We start from the raw sequence: 14,510 nt of genomic DNA, 5'->3' as shown, positions 1-14,510 counted from the left end.
TGTCTTTTAGGGTGGCTATTACTAGAGTATCTCCAATAGTCATAACGGATTCTACAGAATAGACAAAGAAAAGCCCGAGTAACTCTGTTACTCGGGCTTTTTCATAGCTGTTTACTTAATCAATAAGCTTAAAGCGTTGCTAATGCTGTATTAAATGTCGCACTAGGACGCATGATCTTAGCCACTTCATTTAGATCCATGTGGTAGTAACCAGATAGACCAGAAGGCTTACCTTGTACTGCCGCCAGTTCCGCAACAATCTTATCTTCGTTATCAGCAAGTTGTTCCGCTAGTGGTGCGAATTTCGCTGCTAATGCGGCATCTTCAGTTTGTGCTGCAAGCTCTTGTGACCAGTAAAGTGCTAGGTAGAAATGGCTACCACGGTTATCGATTTCACCCACTTTACGAGACGGTGACTTGTTAGTGTCTAGTAACTTTCCTGTTGCTTTATCTAGGCACTTAGCAAGGATTTTCGCTTTCTCGTTGCTGTGCTTAATGCCAAGCTCTTCAAAAGACACGGCCACAGCAAGGAATTCACCTAGAGAGTCCCAACGAAGGTAGTTTTCTTCCATAAGCTGTTGAACGTGCTTAGGAGCAGAGCCGCCCGCACCCGTCTCGTACATGCCGCCGCCATTCAGCATTGGTACGATAGACAACATTTTCGCAGACGTGCCCAACTCTAAGATTGGGAACAAGTCAGTCAAGTAGTCACGTAGAATATTGCCCGTTACAGAAATGGTGTCTTTACCACGAATAATGCGCTCCATAGAGAAACGGATTGCTTCGTTGTAAGACATGATGCGAATGTCTAGACCTGTTGTGTCATGGTCTTTTAGGTACAATTCAACTTTTTTGCGAAGGCCGTTGTCGTGTGGACGAGCTTCTTCTAACCAGAACACAGCCGGTGTGTCAGACTGACGAGCGCGAGTAACGCCTAATTTCACCCAGTCGCGAATGGCCGCATCTTTAGTTTGGCAAGCGCGCCAGATGTCGCCTTTCTCAACATTGTGTTGCATTAGAACGTTGCCATTTGCGTCTACAACGCGCATAACACCATCTGCCTTCATTTCGTATGTCTTGTCGTGAGAACCGTACTCTTCTGCTTTCTGTGCCATAAGGCCAACGTTTGGCACTGTGCCCATTGTAACAGGGTTGAATGCGCCGTTAGTTTTACAGAAGTTGATGGTTTCTTGGTAGATGCGAGCGTAAGTGCTGTCTGGAATAACGGCTTTCGCATCGTGTGCCTTGCCGTCACGGCCCCACATTTTGCCAGAGTTACGGATCATTGCAGGCATAGATGCATCAACGATAACGTCGCTTGGTACGTGTAGGTTGGTGATGCCTTTGTCTGAATCAACCATGGCTAACTCAGGACGCGTTTTGTAAACGTCTTGAATCGCTTGTTTGATTTCTTCTTGCTTTGCTTCAGGAAGCGTTTTGATTTTATCGTAAACACTGCCTAAGCCGTTGTTTGGGTTTACGCCGATTTCTTTGAAAAGTTCGCCGTATTTTTCGAATACGTCTTTATAGAAAACCGTGACCGCGTGACCAAATACGATTGGGTGAGACACTTTCATCATGGTGGCTTTTAAATGCACAGACCACATAATGTTGTCTTCTTTCGCTTCTTGTAACGTTGCTTCAAAGAAAGCGCGAAGTTTTGTGCAGCTGATGTTCATGCTGTCTAGGATTTCGCCAGCAAGAAGAGGAAGTGACTTTTTCACTTCCACAGAACCGTCTTTGCCTACGAATTCAATATTAACGGTTTGAGCGGAATCCATTGTTACGGACTGCTCAGAAGAGTAGAAATCGCCATCACGCATGTAATCAACGTGAGAAACAGAGGTTTTGCTCCATTTGCCCATTGAATGAGGGTTTTTGCGAGCGAAGCCTTTTACCGCTGCTGGCGCACGACGGTCAGAGTTGCCCTGACGTAGAACTGGGTTTACCGCACTACCAAGCACTTTAGAGTAACGCGCTTGTACGTCTTTTTCTTCGTCAGTTTGTGGGTTTTCTGGGTACTCAGGTAGACCGTAACCTTCCGCGTTCAACTCTTTAATTGTAGCGTTAAGTTGTGGTAAAGATGCACTGATGTTTGGCAGCTTAACAATGTTTGCTTCTGGGTTTGCTGTTAGGTCGCCTAGGAATTTTAAGCCGTCTTCCGCTTGTTTGTCCGCTGGAAGTCGATCTGAAAAAGCAGAAATAACACGACTAGCCAAAGAAATGTCTGTCAGTTTTAGTTCGATGTCTGCTTCTTTAGCGAATGCGCCAAAGATAGGAAGTAGAGACGCGGTAGCCAGAGCTGGTGCCTCATCAGTAAATGTATAGTAAATGGTTTGTTTCGTTGACATGTAATTCCCCTAACATTTTAGGCATTAGCCTATTGAATCGAAGATGACTTTTAGCCGCCATTCCCTAATTTAAAACTGCTCTTACAGGTTAACCCGCATAGGTTAAAAATTTGTACGATATACTACCTAAAAAACCAAGGTAGAGATATTGGCTGTCAGATATAGTGGAAATTGATTTCAATTATTGTATTGCTGGCGTTCCGATTTTGGTGATTTTTAAACATAAAAAAGACCCAATATTGGGCCTTTAAAGTATTAACTGCGTGACTCTAATGCATTCAATAATGCTTTGCGTTTAAAAATCAAATGCCAGCGTTTTCCACCTAATTGTCGCCATAACATGGCGGCTCGAATCCCCGACATTAAAATAGCCCGAACTTGATTGGCGACGTGCGGTTGTTGTAAAAACCGGCTGTCTCCGTGAACTTGAATGCGAAAAGATAGCTTGCTCAAGGTGTCTTGGTACATACCAGAAATAGACGCCAACATGTTTTCATGAAGAACGCTGTCATAATGCGCTTTTTTCTGCTCGATTTGCCCAATTTTCTGCCCAATCAACGACAGCATTTCTGGCGCTTTTGATAACTTGTTTTCTAGATGAATCAGACTCAGAGCGTATCTTAATGTGTCAGGGTTAACGCTGCTGCGTTCTTTTCCTAATGCTTGTCTGGTAATTCGTCTGCCCAGTGCCAGGTTGCTTGAACAATCCCATTGGCCGCCGTAAATATCTTCTGTAGAGGCCGCATTCACCATCAAAAGGCTCTCTAATAATGGCTGTAAGCTAGTATTGTCAACTTTCCCGGTTTTAGCGAGGACGGCCACGAGCTCAGCGGCTTGGAAAACAGCTGATAGGGCAATGGTTTGCTCTTTTTCTCTGCTACTCACGTTTTCTCTCTTAGTCATTACTTGTTAAAGGCGACGTTGATGATACCGCCACCTAGGCATATTTCATCTACGTAAAACACAACAGACTGCCCTGGTGTGATGGCTCTTTGTGGTTCGACAAAAGAAACCTCAACACGACCATCGGCCAGCTCATTAATAGTGCAATCTTGATCCGCTTGGCGGTAACGGCATTTGGCTTTGCACGTCAGTGGGAAAGCAGGTTTTTCTCTCGCTACCCAATCAAAATTGTCAGCAATTAAGTGAGTTTTGAATAAGGATTCATGTTGGCCGCCTTGCGTCACGATCAATACATTGCGCTCTAGGTCTTTTTCAACTACATACCATGGATCGTCTGAGTATTTAGCGAGACCGCCAATGCCTAAACCTTGGCGCTGACCAATAGTGTGGTACATCAAACCATGGTGGCGAGCAATTTTGTCACCTTGTAGTGTTTCTATGTCGCCTGGTTGAGCAGGCAAATATTGCTCTAAAAAGTCTTTGAAGCGACGTTCGCCGATGAAGCAAATACCTGTGCTGTCTTTTTTATTGTGAGTGACCAAACCAAACTCTTCGGCCAAACGGCGTACTTCTGGTTTTTCTAGTTCACCTACAGGGAACAGTGTTTTGGCGATTTCGTCCTTGCCAACGGCGTATAAAAAATAGCTTTGGTCTTTATTTCCATCCAAGCCTTTTAAAAGAAGAGGCTGTCCGTCTTTTTCACCACGACGAACGTAGTGGCCGGTGGCGATGTAATCGGCATTAAGCGCCATGGCGTATTCTAAGAAGGCTTTAAATTTGATTTCTTTGTTGCACAAAATGTCAGGGTTTGGCGTCCGTCCCGCTTTGTATTCGGCCAGAAAATGTTCGAAAACGTTGTCCCAGTATTCTGCAGCGAAGTTCGCCGTGTGCAGCTTGATGCCTAATTTATCGGATACCGCTTGCGCATCGGCTAAGTCGTCTTTGGCAGTACAATATTCTGTGCCATCGTCTTCGTCCCAGTTTTTCATGAAAAGACCTTCAACCTGATAACCCTGTTGCATCAAGATAAGTGCAGATACAGAGGAGTCGACACCGCCGGACATACCGACAATGACTTTTTTGGAGCTGTTTGCGTTATTCGCAATAGGACTTTCTTTCATGTGCTGTGATTTCTCGACTGTTATATTCGCGCGAAGAGGCAGGGCCTCAGATAAATTAAATGTCCGTTATTGTATCACTTTCTTGATCTAGGCACAGGCCGAAGAAATTGATCCGATACAAAAGATAAAGGGATAATGGGGTTATTAAATGAATCTTCAATACAGGTTTTAATTAATGGGCTGCGATGGGGGAGAGCCATGATGTCTTCGTAGCTTAACCAATGGCTAGAAACAATGTCGTCATCGAGCGGTTCGTGGGTTTCGTTCATGGCCTCGCACAATACGCACAGGCGATGATAGGTATCTGCGCCTTCGAAGGGGGTGAAAGCGTACATGCCAAGCAGGCCGATAGGTTTCACTAGCCAGCCTGACTCCTCTTTTGCTTCGCGAACAACCGCGTCTAAAACGCTTTCGTTATTTTCGATGTGGCCGGCTGGCTGGTTTAGGACTAGGTTTCCGTCTTGCCATTCCTTCACCATGAGATACTTTGTTTCCTTGGTGTCTTTGTTGACCTTTCTCACTAGGGCGGCGACGGTTAGGTGAGGCAGCCTTTCTCTTTCTTTGTTCTTCAAACTGAGTGACCTCTTTAAGTAGGGTGTCTGTTGGTTCTATGTAGTTCCACTCGCCGATGGCTGTATTTTCTAAAGTATAGGGTCCAATGGCATAGCGAATCAGTCGCAACGTAGGAAAGCCAACCGCGGCCGTCATTCGGCGAACTTGTCGATTTTTACCCTCGCGGATTTGCAGAGACAGCCAGCTAGTAGGAATGGCCTCTCTATAACGAACGGGGGGTGCCCGATCCCATACCTCGGGCTCTGTCATACGTTCTGCTTGGGCGGGTTTTGTTAGACCATCTTTTAACTCAACGCCTTGCCTTAGTTTTGCTAATGCTTCATCAGAAATATCGCCCTCTACCTGAACCCAGTAGGTTTTGGGGAGCTTAAAATCTGGAGAGGCAATGATGTGTTGTAAGGCGCCTTGATTCGTTAGCAGTAAAAGGCCTTCGGAATCAAAATCTAGTCTTCCAGCGGGGTAAAACTCAGGGACATTAATGTACTGAGCAAGAGTGGTTTTATCGCCTTCAGCAGAGAACTGGCTGAGTACACGAAAGGGCTTGTTAAAGAGAAGTAAATTTGAGGGCATGAGTTCTGCAAAGGTTTTTGATGTGGTACGAAGTAAAAAAAGAGCCGAGCTGGCTTATCTTACTCCCCGTAATTGAGAGAGTAAGATACCAAATTTGTCCTTGGATAGCGACGTGGCTGGCGGTTATGCGAGCTGAGTTTTCTTAATGTTTTCGGTTGCATCCTCTTGATTTGAGACGGTGGGGTTGATTTCAATTGCGTGTAACCCTCTTTCGCCTGGTTCCACATCAAATGTGACGGCTTGCCCAGCTTTTAAGGTTTTATAGCCTTCAACATTAATAGCAGAATAATGAATAAATAAGTCTTCATTAAAATCCTCAGAGACAATAAATCCGTATCCTTTCGCATTGTTAAACCACTTCACTGATCCATGATGCATGAGCCACTCCTTATCCACTCAGAACATTGTTTGCCCTGTATCGGGCGGTTTAAAGTAAAATATAGTCTGGATAGCGTAGATTGCTAAATAGGTGCAAATTGTTTTTAAAGAATCAATGCTAGAATTTTACTCATAAACATTGATTGCACATTTGTTCACCCCAATAAAGAGCGTAGAAGCCCTTTTGGCATTTGTAAAATCCAAGTGGTAATCTGTTTTGCATTAGCAGACGTACATAATGTTATATAAATACGCCGCAATGTGTCTTATCTGGCAGATTGCGTGAAAAATTGTAGCCTCAGAGGCGTGGAATGATTGTAGATCAACAAATTAGACTAGTATCAGAAGATGACGAACAGCATGGGCATTCCAGTATTGCGATTGCACCGGAAGAAACGGAACTAAAACCGCCTTCTATGTATCAAGTGGTGCTGTTTAATGATGACTATACGCCAATGGATTTTGTCGTATTTGTGTTACAGAGGTTTTTTTCTATGGATGGGGAGAAGGCTAATCAGGTAATGTTAGAAGTACATATGAAAGGGAAAGGCGTTTGTGGAATTTATCCCTTTGATATTGCTGAAACGAAAGTAGCAATGGTACAACAGTTCGTGGAACAAAATGAGCACCCCTTAATGTGTGACCTACAAAAGGTCGACTGATTCAGAGTGAGGGAATAGCAATGTTAGATAAAGAACTAGAACAAACCCTGAATACGGCTTTCAAAGCGGCGCGAGACAAGCGCCATGAATTCATGACGGTGGAGCATTTACTACTTGCTCTTATTGAAAACGGCGCTGCTTCAAGCGTCCTTAAAGCATGCGGTGTGAATTTGGACACCCTAAGTAAAGAGCTCGAGGAGTTTGTAGACAGTACAACGCCTCTTATTCCTGAAGACGATGAAGAGCGTGAAGTTCAACCTACTTTAGGGTTTCAGCGTGTATTACAGCGTGCTGTTTTTCATGTGCAATCCTCTGGAAAGCGCGAAGTAACTGGTGCGAACGTGCTGGTGGCGATTTTTAGTGAGCAAGAAAGTCAGACTGTCTACTTATTAAAACGACATGGTGTAGCGCGTATTGATGTTGTTAACTACGTCGCGCACGGCATTTCCAAAACAGGCGATGCATCCTCTCAAGACTTGGATCACGAGGATGAGGCAGAAGATACTGCCACCGCGCCACTGCAAAAATTTGCCACCAATCTTAATGAAGAAGCCAAAGCTGGGAAAATAGACAAGCTGATTGGCCGTGAATACGAAGTTGAGCGAGTGATACAAACGTTGTCTCGTCGTCGTAAAAATAACCCTCTATTGGTGGGTGAATCGGGTGTAGGTAAAACGGCCATCGCTGAAGGTTTGGCTAAGCGAATTGTTGACGGTCAAGTGCCAGACGTTATCGCGGATGGCGTCGTTTATTCGTTAGATTTGGGCGCTTTGTTGGCGGGCACAAAATACCGTGGTGACTTTGAAAAGCGTCTAAAGCAATTGCTTGGTGAGCTGAAAAAGCTTCCAAACGCGATACTGTTTATTGATGAAATTCATACCATTATTGGGGCTGGCGCTGCATCAGGCGGCGTTATGGATGCTTCTAATCTGCTTAAGCCCGTCTTGAGCTCGGGTGGTTTGCGTTGCATTGGTTCAACGACTTTCCAAGAGTTTCGCGGTGTGTTTGAAAAAGACCACGCTTTGGCGCGTCGTTTCCAGAAAATCGATGTCAATGAGCCAAGCGTAGACGATACGTATCAAATTCTGAAAGGCATCATTGGGGCGTTTGAAGAACATCATAAGGTGAAATACGAAGAGCCAGCTTTGTTGGCTGCTGCAGAGCTTGCTCAGCGTTATGTAACGGATCGTCATATGCCAGACAAGGCGATTGACGTTGTGGATGAAGCTGGGGCGTTTCAGCGGCTGCAGCCGGAAGATAAGCGTAAAGCTGTGATCACGGTCGCGGATATTGAAGATATCGTTTCCAAAATAGCGCGAGTGCCAGTAAGGGCGGTAAACTCTGATGATAGACAAGTACTGTCTAATCTTGAGCGCAACCTGAAAATGGTGGTGTTCGGGCAAGACAATGCCATTGATTCTTTGTCTGCTGCGATTAAATTATCTCGTGCTGGTTTGAAGGCAGAACAAAAACCGATAGGTTCTTTCCTCATGGCGGGCCCAACAGGGGTTGGTAAGACGGAAGTCACTAAGCAGCTTGCGAAACAGTTGGGGCTTGAGTTGATTCGCTTTGATATGTCTGAGTACATGGAGCGTCATGCGGTGTCTCGATTGATTGGTGCGCCACCAGGGTATGTTGGTTTTGATCAAGGCGGCTTGCTAACCGAAGCTGTGACGAAAAACCCACACAGTGTCGTGCTGCTGGATGAAATAGAAAAAGCTCACCCAGAAGTCTTTAACTTGCTTTTGCAAGTGATGGATCATGGTACCTTGACGGATAATAACGGACGCAAAGCGGACTTCCGTAATGTGATCTTAGTGATGACATCCAACGCTGGGGCGGAAGAACTGGCTCGACGTTCAATTGGATTCTCTAGCCAGGACAACTCAACCGACGGTATGGAGGTGATTAATCGAACCTTTACGCCTGAGTTTAGAAACCGCTTAGACGCTGTGATTCAGTTTCAGCAACTGGATGAACGTATTATTTTTAACGTGGTTGATAAGTTCTTGGTGGAACTACAGGCGCAGCTAGATCCTAAAGGTGTCCTACTGGAAGTGTCGGATACGGCGAGAGGCTGGTTGGCGAATAAAGGCTATGATCGTCAAATGGGGGCTCGCCCCATGGCTCGAGTGATTCAGGAGCATCTTAAAAAACCGCTTGCAGACCAGATTTTATTTGGCGACCTGCATGATGGTGGACACGTCAAAGTGGCGTTGGATGAAAAGAGCGATGAACTTAAGTTCGAGGTGATTAAAGAGGCCGTTGTTCATTAAACTGTCACAAAGCGAACTCCGTCGATCTTGTGGGTCGTGCTTTAGTGCGTCAAGGTTTTTGGCTTAGTGTTATCGGTCTTTTGACGGCCTAAAGGCCGACCTACAGGTATTAGCGACATAAAAAAACCGGACAGGGTCCGGTTTTTTTATGTCATTCGTTTAAATAGCGTGTATCACGCTGTTTAAATTAACGTGCTCGATAAACAATACGGCCTTTTGAAAGGTCGTAAGGTGTTAGTTCAACTTTTACCTTGTCGCCAGTCAAAATACGAATGTAGTTTTTACGCATTTTACCAGAGATATGTGCAATCACGACATGCCCGTTTTCTAATTCGACGCGGAACATGGTGTTAGGCAACGTATCAATGATAGTGCCTTCCATTTCTAAGCCTTCTTCTTTTGCCACAATGTGTGTCCTATAGTGTTAACTTACTATTGTTTAGTAGACGCCGACCTGCAACAGTGAAGGTCTGCAGACGAAGAAAAAAGAGGTTTTTCTTGGCCGATTGAGCGCTAAATATCTAAATGATGATTGTGTATTTAGCGACGTCTGAATTTTGATCGAGCGTATTTTGCCTAAAAATGCAGCGTAAGGCAAACCTAGTTGCACGGTTAAGGCGTCTATTTTTATTCTAGATCGGCTGTTTTTCTGGATTATTGCCCATCTTAATCAGGTAAGCGTTCTTTTTAATGTTAGGTATGAGTTGTTCTAAAGCGCCGCAGAATTGAGCGCGGGAGATGCTTTTCGCACCAAGTGTTAACAGGTGGTCTGACTCCACTTGGCAGTCTATCAGTTTGATGTTGCTGTTTTTACTGAGGTCGCAAAAAGTTTTGAGCGCAATTTTTGATGCATTTGGCACCAACGAAAACATAGATTCACCAAAAAACATATTTCCCATAGCCACGCCATAAAAGCCGCCAACCAGCTTATTGTCTAGCCAGACTTCTATTGAATGGGCGTAGCCTAATTTGTTTAATTTTGTATACGCCTTCTTAATGTCCTCTGAAATCCACGTGCCTTCTTTGTCGGCTCGCAGCGCTGAACAATGCCCGATGACAGATTCAAACGCCTGATTCACCGAAAAACACCAACTTTGCTTCTTTAAGGCCTTTTTAAGAGACTTAGCAGTATGGAAATCGTTTGGTGACAAAACGCATCTTTCTTCTGGGTGCCACCACAAAATAGGATCTGGATCACTAAACCATGGGAAAAAGCCTTTACTGTAGAGATGCAGTAATCGGGTTGTGCTTAAATCTCCCCCAATCGCTGACAAGCCTTCTGGGTCTTGTAATGCTTTTTCTGGGTTAGGGGTGTCGTACGGTGACTCTGAGAGCAGTATTAGTTCATGTGGCTCGTTATTTGCTGGGGAAGGCATAGTGTGTCGATTGTCCTAAGGCGATCGCGAAATGGTCCGTTAATTATAGTTTTTTTGGACTGAAAAACTATCCTCGGAAAATTTTTGCAGAAAACATTAAAGAAAAAAAACCGTATACCGATATGAAAAGTAAGGAAGAAAAGGTATTCGACTTGCGACTTGTTGACACAATGTTATGCTTAATTCGTTAGATTGTGCATGAAAAATCGATTTTTTTTGTTCCTTGATGTCCTGGTTGAGTGTTTTTTACTCAAAAAAGGGGGTAAAATGAAAAAAAAAGAAAAAAAGTGCAAGGAGTGCTTGACCAGTAATAGAAAACTTGGTTTTAATCGATGCAGTCCTAAACGGTAGTTCGAAAAGATCATTGAATACGGTGTTGGGAACTACAGATAATTTGCTTTTTTGGCAATTGTCACAAAAGTGAAACTGATCGGTTTTAAGATACACGAGTCGTTGATTTAACAACGTTTCTTGGTTAGACGAAAATCAGTCAAAAGGTCTACAAGACCACATAATATAATATAAAGGGGAATCTTGAATGAAAGCGATTAAACTTGCTTCTGTGTTTGCGGTATCTGCTGTTGCAGTTGCTGTTTCTACAACTACTTTTGCAGCTGAGGCAGTTATCTCTGGTCAAGCTGGTCTTGAGTATCGTTTACTTGGTGATACCCATGCTGATGCTGCAGGCGCAGCTGCCAATAACAATACTTGGAGAAGCAAAGGTGAGCTTAATTTAAATGTTGATACAGGTGTTGTCGCGGCTCTTGTTGAGTTTCGTGAGAATGTAGCAACTATTGTTAAAGCAACAGTAACTCAAGGTGCTGTATCTTTTGGTGACTTCGATGGGTCTATCTCTGATGATGCTTACTTGAAAGCAACACGAGTAATTGAAGGTGAATACGGTGACGGTTCTAAAACTGATCTAGGTGTTCGTTATGATCTTGGATCAGGTTTGGTTGTTGCACTAGAAATGAAAACTGGTCAAGACGGTGTTGGTTTTGCAGCAGACTATAGCGTAGATCTAGGCATGGCTTCTCTTGATCTTTCAGCTGGTACTTATGCTGGTGAAAGTTCTGCTAAAGTTAAAGATGAAGTGTCTAACTATGCAATAGGTGTTTCTGTTCCAGTTGGACCAGCAACATTTATAGCTTCATATGCTGGTGGTACAACAACTACTGGTACAACTGATACTGATATTGGTGTTACTACAGTAGGTGTTACTTTTGCAGTATCTGATGCGTTTACTCTTGGTATTCAGAACTCAACTGACTTAGAGGCTGCTGCAGGTACAGACGATAACAACACTGAAGTTGCTGCTTTCTATACAGCTGGTGATATCACTTATTATGCAGCGGCTCTTTCTGGTGATGATCTAAAAGAAGAGACTCGTATTGGTGCTAAAGCTTCTTTCTAAGACTTTACTTTTAAAAGTGTTTTCTTAAAAGTAGTCTTTCTTAGTTAAAGCGAAAGCCAACCCTTTGGGTTGGCTTTTTTTATGGTAAGCTTAGCGAACTTGTCGCTCCGTGATATGGAGTCAATTTTGTTTTGCTTGGCATAAGATAGGAAGGCGTGTTTTGTCAGAAAAAATGAGTGAGTCGGTACGATCACCAATTTGGGATATGTTTGCCAAACAGGCAGCGTTTATTACTGCCCTATTGTTATTATTCTTTTTTGGGTTGGCGACCTATACTTACAACCCAGCTGATGCGGGTTGGTTTTATTCTGGTAGCGGTGCAGCGACTCAGAACTCTATGGGGCCAATCGGTGCTGTTATCGCAGATTTAGCATCTGGCTTTTTTGGTTCTTTGTTTTATTCCTTACCGCCTTTGTTTTTTTGGGTTGCCATTATTATATGGCGTAACCCACATTCCCTGTTGCCTCTTAATAATGCGTTGTTATGTACTATTGGCAGCATTTTGTATTTATCTTTTGGCTCTGTGTTGTGTTTTTTGCATACCGTTGGTGAACCATCATTGCAATATGGCACTGGCGGCATCTTAGGGCGCGGTCTTGGTGTCTTGTTATATGGCTTTATTGGCTACGACGGAGCGACGTTAGTCAGTCTCGCCTTGGTTGTGCTGTCTTTTACTTTGTTGGCGCAACTGCATTGGTTAAGCCTGATGGATGGATTGGGTGAAAAGGCTTTTGCGTTGATTATGCATATTCGACAAAAATGGTCAGCTCGACAAGAGTTGAGACATCAGAAAAAAGCGGATCTAGATGGGGCTGTTGACGATATTATTGAAGAACCTGCCATCGTCAGAAAAAGGCGTTTAGCTAAAAAAGACACGGCTGAAACGAAAGAGGCAGACCGTATTGAGTTGGATGATTCCAATGATGTGGATGTGCAGGAAGGTAAAAGGTCTCGATTTGGCTTTTTGTCTTTATTGTCTAAATCAAAGGACAGATCATCGAAAGATGCTGTGACGGAGGAATCGTCGAATCGCGTCCATGAAGAACCTGAGTTTGGTGGTCTGGATGAGCTGTCTCTAGATGATGAGGTAAACTTTGGTGATACGCTTTACATAGAAGAGTCTTGGGATACGCCAAAACCCAAGCCAACCGCTGCGGCGGATACTGCCTCGCCAGTGACGGAAAATTCAGCTGCAGATCAAGAGCCTTCTCAGATCCAAGTACCTTCATCTACTGTTTCTAAAGAGCAAGCGGATGCCATGTTGTTTGAAGAGGATTCAGCTTTTGTTATTCCTCCTGCTCATAAGCCAGCGTTTCGAACGTTATCGGAAGCCAAGCAATTGGATTCTCTTTCTGGGCCTTATTCCGATGAAGCTGAGAGTAATAAAAAAGTAGAAGTTTACTCTTTGCCTGATCGCTCGGTTCTCACCAAGCCAAAACCTAAGCAAGGTGGTTATTCAGAAGATGAGTTGTTGGCTTTATCAGAGTTGCTTGAGCAACGCTTGCAGGACTTTGGGGTAAAAGCCGAAGTGGTTGAGGTAAACCCAGGACCAGTTATCACGCGTTTTGAAATTCAGCCGGCACCGGGTGTGAAAGTATCCAGAATCACGAATTTAGCAAAAGATCTTGCCCGTTCTTTAAGCGTTATGAGTGTGCGAGTGGTGGAAGTCATTGCAGGTAAATCCACCATCGGCATTGAAATCCCCAATCAGGTGCGGGACACGGTGTATTTTTCTGAGGTCATAAACTGTGATGCCTATGATCGGTCTTCATCCCCTCTAACTTTGTCTCTTGGCCATGATATTTCTGGTGAGCCTGTGGTGGTCGACTTAGCTAAAATGCCCCATGTCTTGGTGGCGGGGACAACGGGTTCTGGTAAGTCAGTTGGTGTGAATGCGATGATTTTAAGCATGTTATTGAAGTCAACGCCAGACGAAGTTCGTATGATCATGGTTGACCCGAAAATGCTGGAATTGTCGATTTATGAAGGCATTCCACATCTTTTGACGCCAGTTATTACAGACATGAAAGACGCGGCAAACGGTTTGCGTTGGTCGGTAGATGAAATGGAGCGCCGATATAAGTTGATGTCGAAGCTCGGTGTGCGCAACATTGCGGGTTACAACAAAAAAGTACGTGATGCGATGGATGCGGGTAAACCCATAGAGGATCCACTGTGGCAGCCTGAGATGGCGATGTTTTCAGAAGACGGTGTCGCTCGAACGGTTCCGCATCTAGAGCCACTGCCTTACATTGTGATCATAGTCGACGAATTTGCTGACATGATGATGATCGTTGGTAAAAAAGTCGAAGAGTTGATTGCTCGAATTGCACAAAAGGCGCGAGCGGCGGGCATCCATTTGATTCTGGCGACTCAGCGCCCATCGGTGGACGTTATTACCGGTCTGATTAAAGCCAATATCCCCACGCGTATGGCGTTTCAAGTGTCCTCTAAAATTGACTCTAGGACGATTCTTGATCAAGGTGGAGCCGATCAGTTATTGGGCATGGGGGATATGTTGTACCTTCCTTCCGGTTTGCCAACTCCTATAAGGGTTCATGGCGCTTTTGTTTCCGATGATGAAGTGCACGCTGTGGTTGAAGAATGGAAGCAGCGTGGGGAGCCAGAATACATAAACGATGTTGTGGTGAATCCAGAAGACTTAATGTCAGGTGATGACAGCGAAGATAAAGACGCACTTTATGACGAAGCGGTGAAAATAGTCATTGAAACGCGTAAAGCTTCTATCTCTTCTATACAACGCCGATTAAAAATAGGGTACAACAGGGCGGCTAATCTCGTAGAAGCCATGGAAGCGGCTGGATTGGTTGGCCCAATGGGCACCAATGGGCAAAGAGATATTTTAATTCCAGAGTAAAGGTTAGC

General features: G+C 44.3%; 12 protein-coding genes. 4 read left to right on the top strand and 8 right to left on the bottom strand.

Annotated elements, in window-relative coordinates; translation table 11 throughout:
• Nucleotides 1-128 precede the first annotated feature (128 nt).
• From AABA11_RS11800 to AABA11_RS11775, 6 genes are all read right to left on the bottom strand, one after another.
• Nucleotides 129-2,351, bottom strand: coding sequence for an NADP-dependent isocitrate dehydrogenase (locus tag AABA11_RS11800; protein WP_338268160.1), 2,223 nt, complete (start codon nucleotides 2,349-2,351; stop codon nucleotides 129-131).
• Nucleotides 2,352-2,606: 255 nt separating this feature from the next.
• Complete coding sequence (hflD, locus tag AABA11_RS11795) at nucleotides 2,607-3,236, bottom strand: high frequency lysogenization protein HflD (protein WP_338268158.1); 630 nt, start codon at nucleotides 3,234-3,236, stop codon at nucleotides 2,607-2,609.
• Between the two features lie 17 nt (nucleotides 3,237-3,253).
• On the bottom strand, nucleotides 3,254-4,375 hold the full coding sequence (gene mnmA / locus AABA11_RS11790) for a tRNA 2-thiouridine(34) synthase MnmA (protein ID WP_338268156.1): 1,122 nt from the start codon (nucleotides 4,373-4,375) through the stop codon (nucleotides 3,254-3,256).
• A gap of 74 nt (nucleotides 4,376-4,449) precedes the next feature.
• Nucleotides 4,450-4,854 carry an NUDIX domain-containing protein gene (locus AABA11_RS11785; protein ID WP_338268154.1) on the bottom strand — a complete coding sequence of 135 codons (405 nt, stop codon included), beginning with the start codon at nucleotides 4,852-4,854 and terminating at the stop codon, nucleotides 4,450-4,452.
• On the bottom strand, nucleotides 4,790-5,518 hold the full coding sequence (locus AABA11_RS11780; protein WP_338268152.1) for a pseudouridine synthase: 729 nt from the start codon (nucleotides 5,516-5,518) through the stop codon (nucleotides 4,790-4,792). The genes AABA11_RS11785 and AABA11_RS11780 overlap by 65 nt, the downstream gene beginning before the upstream one ends.
• 123 nt (nucleotides 5,519-5,641) lie before the next feature.
• Complete coding sequence (locus AABA11_RS11775; protein WP_265728135.1) at nucleotides 5,642-5,896, bottom strand: cold shock domain-containing protein; 255 nt, start codon at nucleotides 5,894-5,896, stop codon at nucleotides 5,642-5,644.
• A 311-nt stretch (nucleotides 5,897-6,207) separates the two neighbouring features.
• Here AABA11_RS11775 and clpS point away from each other — a divergent pair, with 311 nt between their 5' ends.
• A complete protein-coding gene (gene clpS / locus AABA11_RS11770) occupies nucleotides 6,208-6,558 on the top strand; it encodes an ATP-dependent Clp protease adapter ClpS (protein ID WP_265728136.1) in 351 nt (116 codons plus the stop codon).
• Nucleotides 6,559-6,578: 20 nt separating this feature from the next.
• Nucleotides 6,579-8,834, top strand: a complete 2,256-nt coding sequence (gene clpA / locus AABA11_RS11765) for an ATP-dependent Clp protease ATP-binding subunit ClpA (protein ID WP_338268146.1) — start codon at nucleotides 6,579-6,581, stop codon at nucleotides 8,832-8,834.
• A gap of 187 nt (nucleotides 8,835-9,021) precedes the next feature.
• Here the strand turns inward: clpA and infA are convergent, their stop codons facing one another.
• Both infA and aat read right to left on the bottom strand, forming a co-directional pair.
• Nucleotides 9,022-9,240: a translation initiation factor IF-1 gene (gene infA / locus AABA11_RS11760; RefSeq protein WP_012070936.1), complete on the bottom strand. Its 219-nt coding sequence runs from the start codon at nucleotides 9,238-9,240 to the stop codon at nucleotides 9,022-9,024.
• A 226-nt stretch (nucleotides 9,241-9,466) separates the two neighbouring features.
• Complete coding sequence (gene aat, locus AABA11_RS11755) at nucleotides 9,467-10,210, bottom strand: leucyl/phenylalanyl-tRNA--protein transferase (RefSeq protein WP_338268136.1); 744 nt, start codon at nucleotides 10,208-10,210, stop codon at nucleotides 9,467-9,469.
• A gap of 538 nt (nucleotides 10,211-10,748) precedes the next feature.
• Here aat and AABA11_RS11750 point away from each other — a divergent pair.
• Together AABA11_RS11750 and AABA11_RS11745 are read left to right on the top strand one after the other, a co-directional pair.
• A complete protein-coding gene (locus AABA11_RS11750) occupies nucleotides 10,749-11,624 on the top strand; it encodes a hypothetical protein (RefSeq protein WP_338268134.1) in 876 nt (291 codons plus the stop codon).
• A gap of 160 nt (nucleotides 11,625-11,784) precedes the next feature.
• Nucleotides 11,785-14,502, top strand: a complete 2,718-nt coding sequence (locus AABA11_RS11745; protein WP_420915697.1) for a DNA translocase FtsK — start codon at nucleotides 11,785-11,787, stop codon at nucleotides 14,500-14,502.
• The last annotated feature ends 8 nt before the right edge of the window (nucleotides 14,503-14,510 follow it).

It is taken from the genome of Marinomonas pontica, from assembly GCF_036322735.1.
Lineage (GTDB): Bacteria > Pseudomonadota > Gammaproteobacteria > Pseudomonadales > Marinomonadaceae > Marinomonas > Marinomonas pontica.
The sequence above is the reverse complement of the archived record's forward strand: the minus strand, read 5'-3'. Positions and strand labels throughout refer to the sequence as shown.

Bases quoted from the DNA above. Each gene is read 5' to 3' on its own strand.
- AABA11_RS11800 (WP_338268160.1), bottom strand. From the start codon at position 2,351: ATGTCAACGAAACAAACCATTTACTATACATTTACTGATGAGGCACCA.
- mnmA (WP_338268156.1), bottom strand. From the start codon at position 4,375: ATGAAAGAAAGTCCTATTGCGAATAACGCAAACAGCTCCAAAAAAGTC.
- AABA11_RS11785 (WP_338268154.1), bottom strand. From the start codon at position 4,854: ATGGTGAAGGAATGGCAAGACGGAAACCTAGTCCTAAACCAGCCAGCC.
- AABA11_RS11780 (WP_338268152.1), bottom strand. From the start codon at position 5,518: ATGCCCTCAAATTTACTTCTCTTTAACAAGCCCTTTCGTGTACTCAGC.
- AABA11_RS11775 (WP_265728135.1), bottom strand. From the start codon at position 5,896: ATGCATCATGGATCAGTGAAGTGGTTTAACAATGCGAAAGGATACGGA.
- clpS (WP_265728136.1), top strand. From the start codon at position 6,208: ATGATTGTAGATCAACAAATTAGACTAGTATCAGAAGATGACGAACAG.
- clpA (WP_338268146.1), top strand. From the start codon at position 6,579: ATGTTAGATAAAGAACTAGAACAAACCCTGAATACGGCTTTCAAAGCG.
- aat (WP_338268136.1), bottom strand. From the start codon at position 10,210: ATGCCTTCCCCAGCAAATAACGAGCCACATGAACTAATACTGCTCTCA.
- AABA11_RS11750 (WP_338268134.1), top strand. From the start codon at position 10,749: ATGAAAGCGATTAAACTTGCTTCTGTGTTTGCGGTATCTGCTGTTGCA.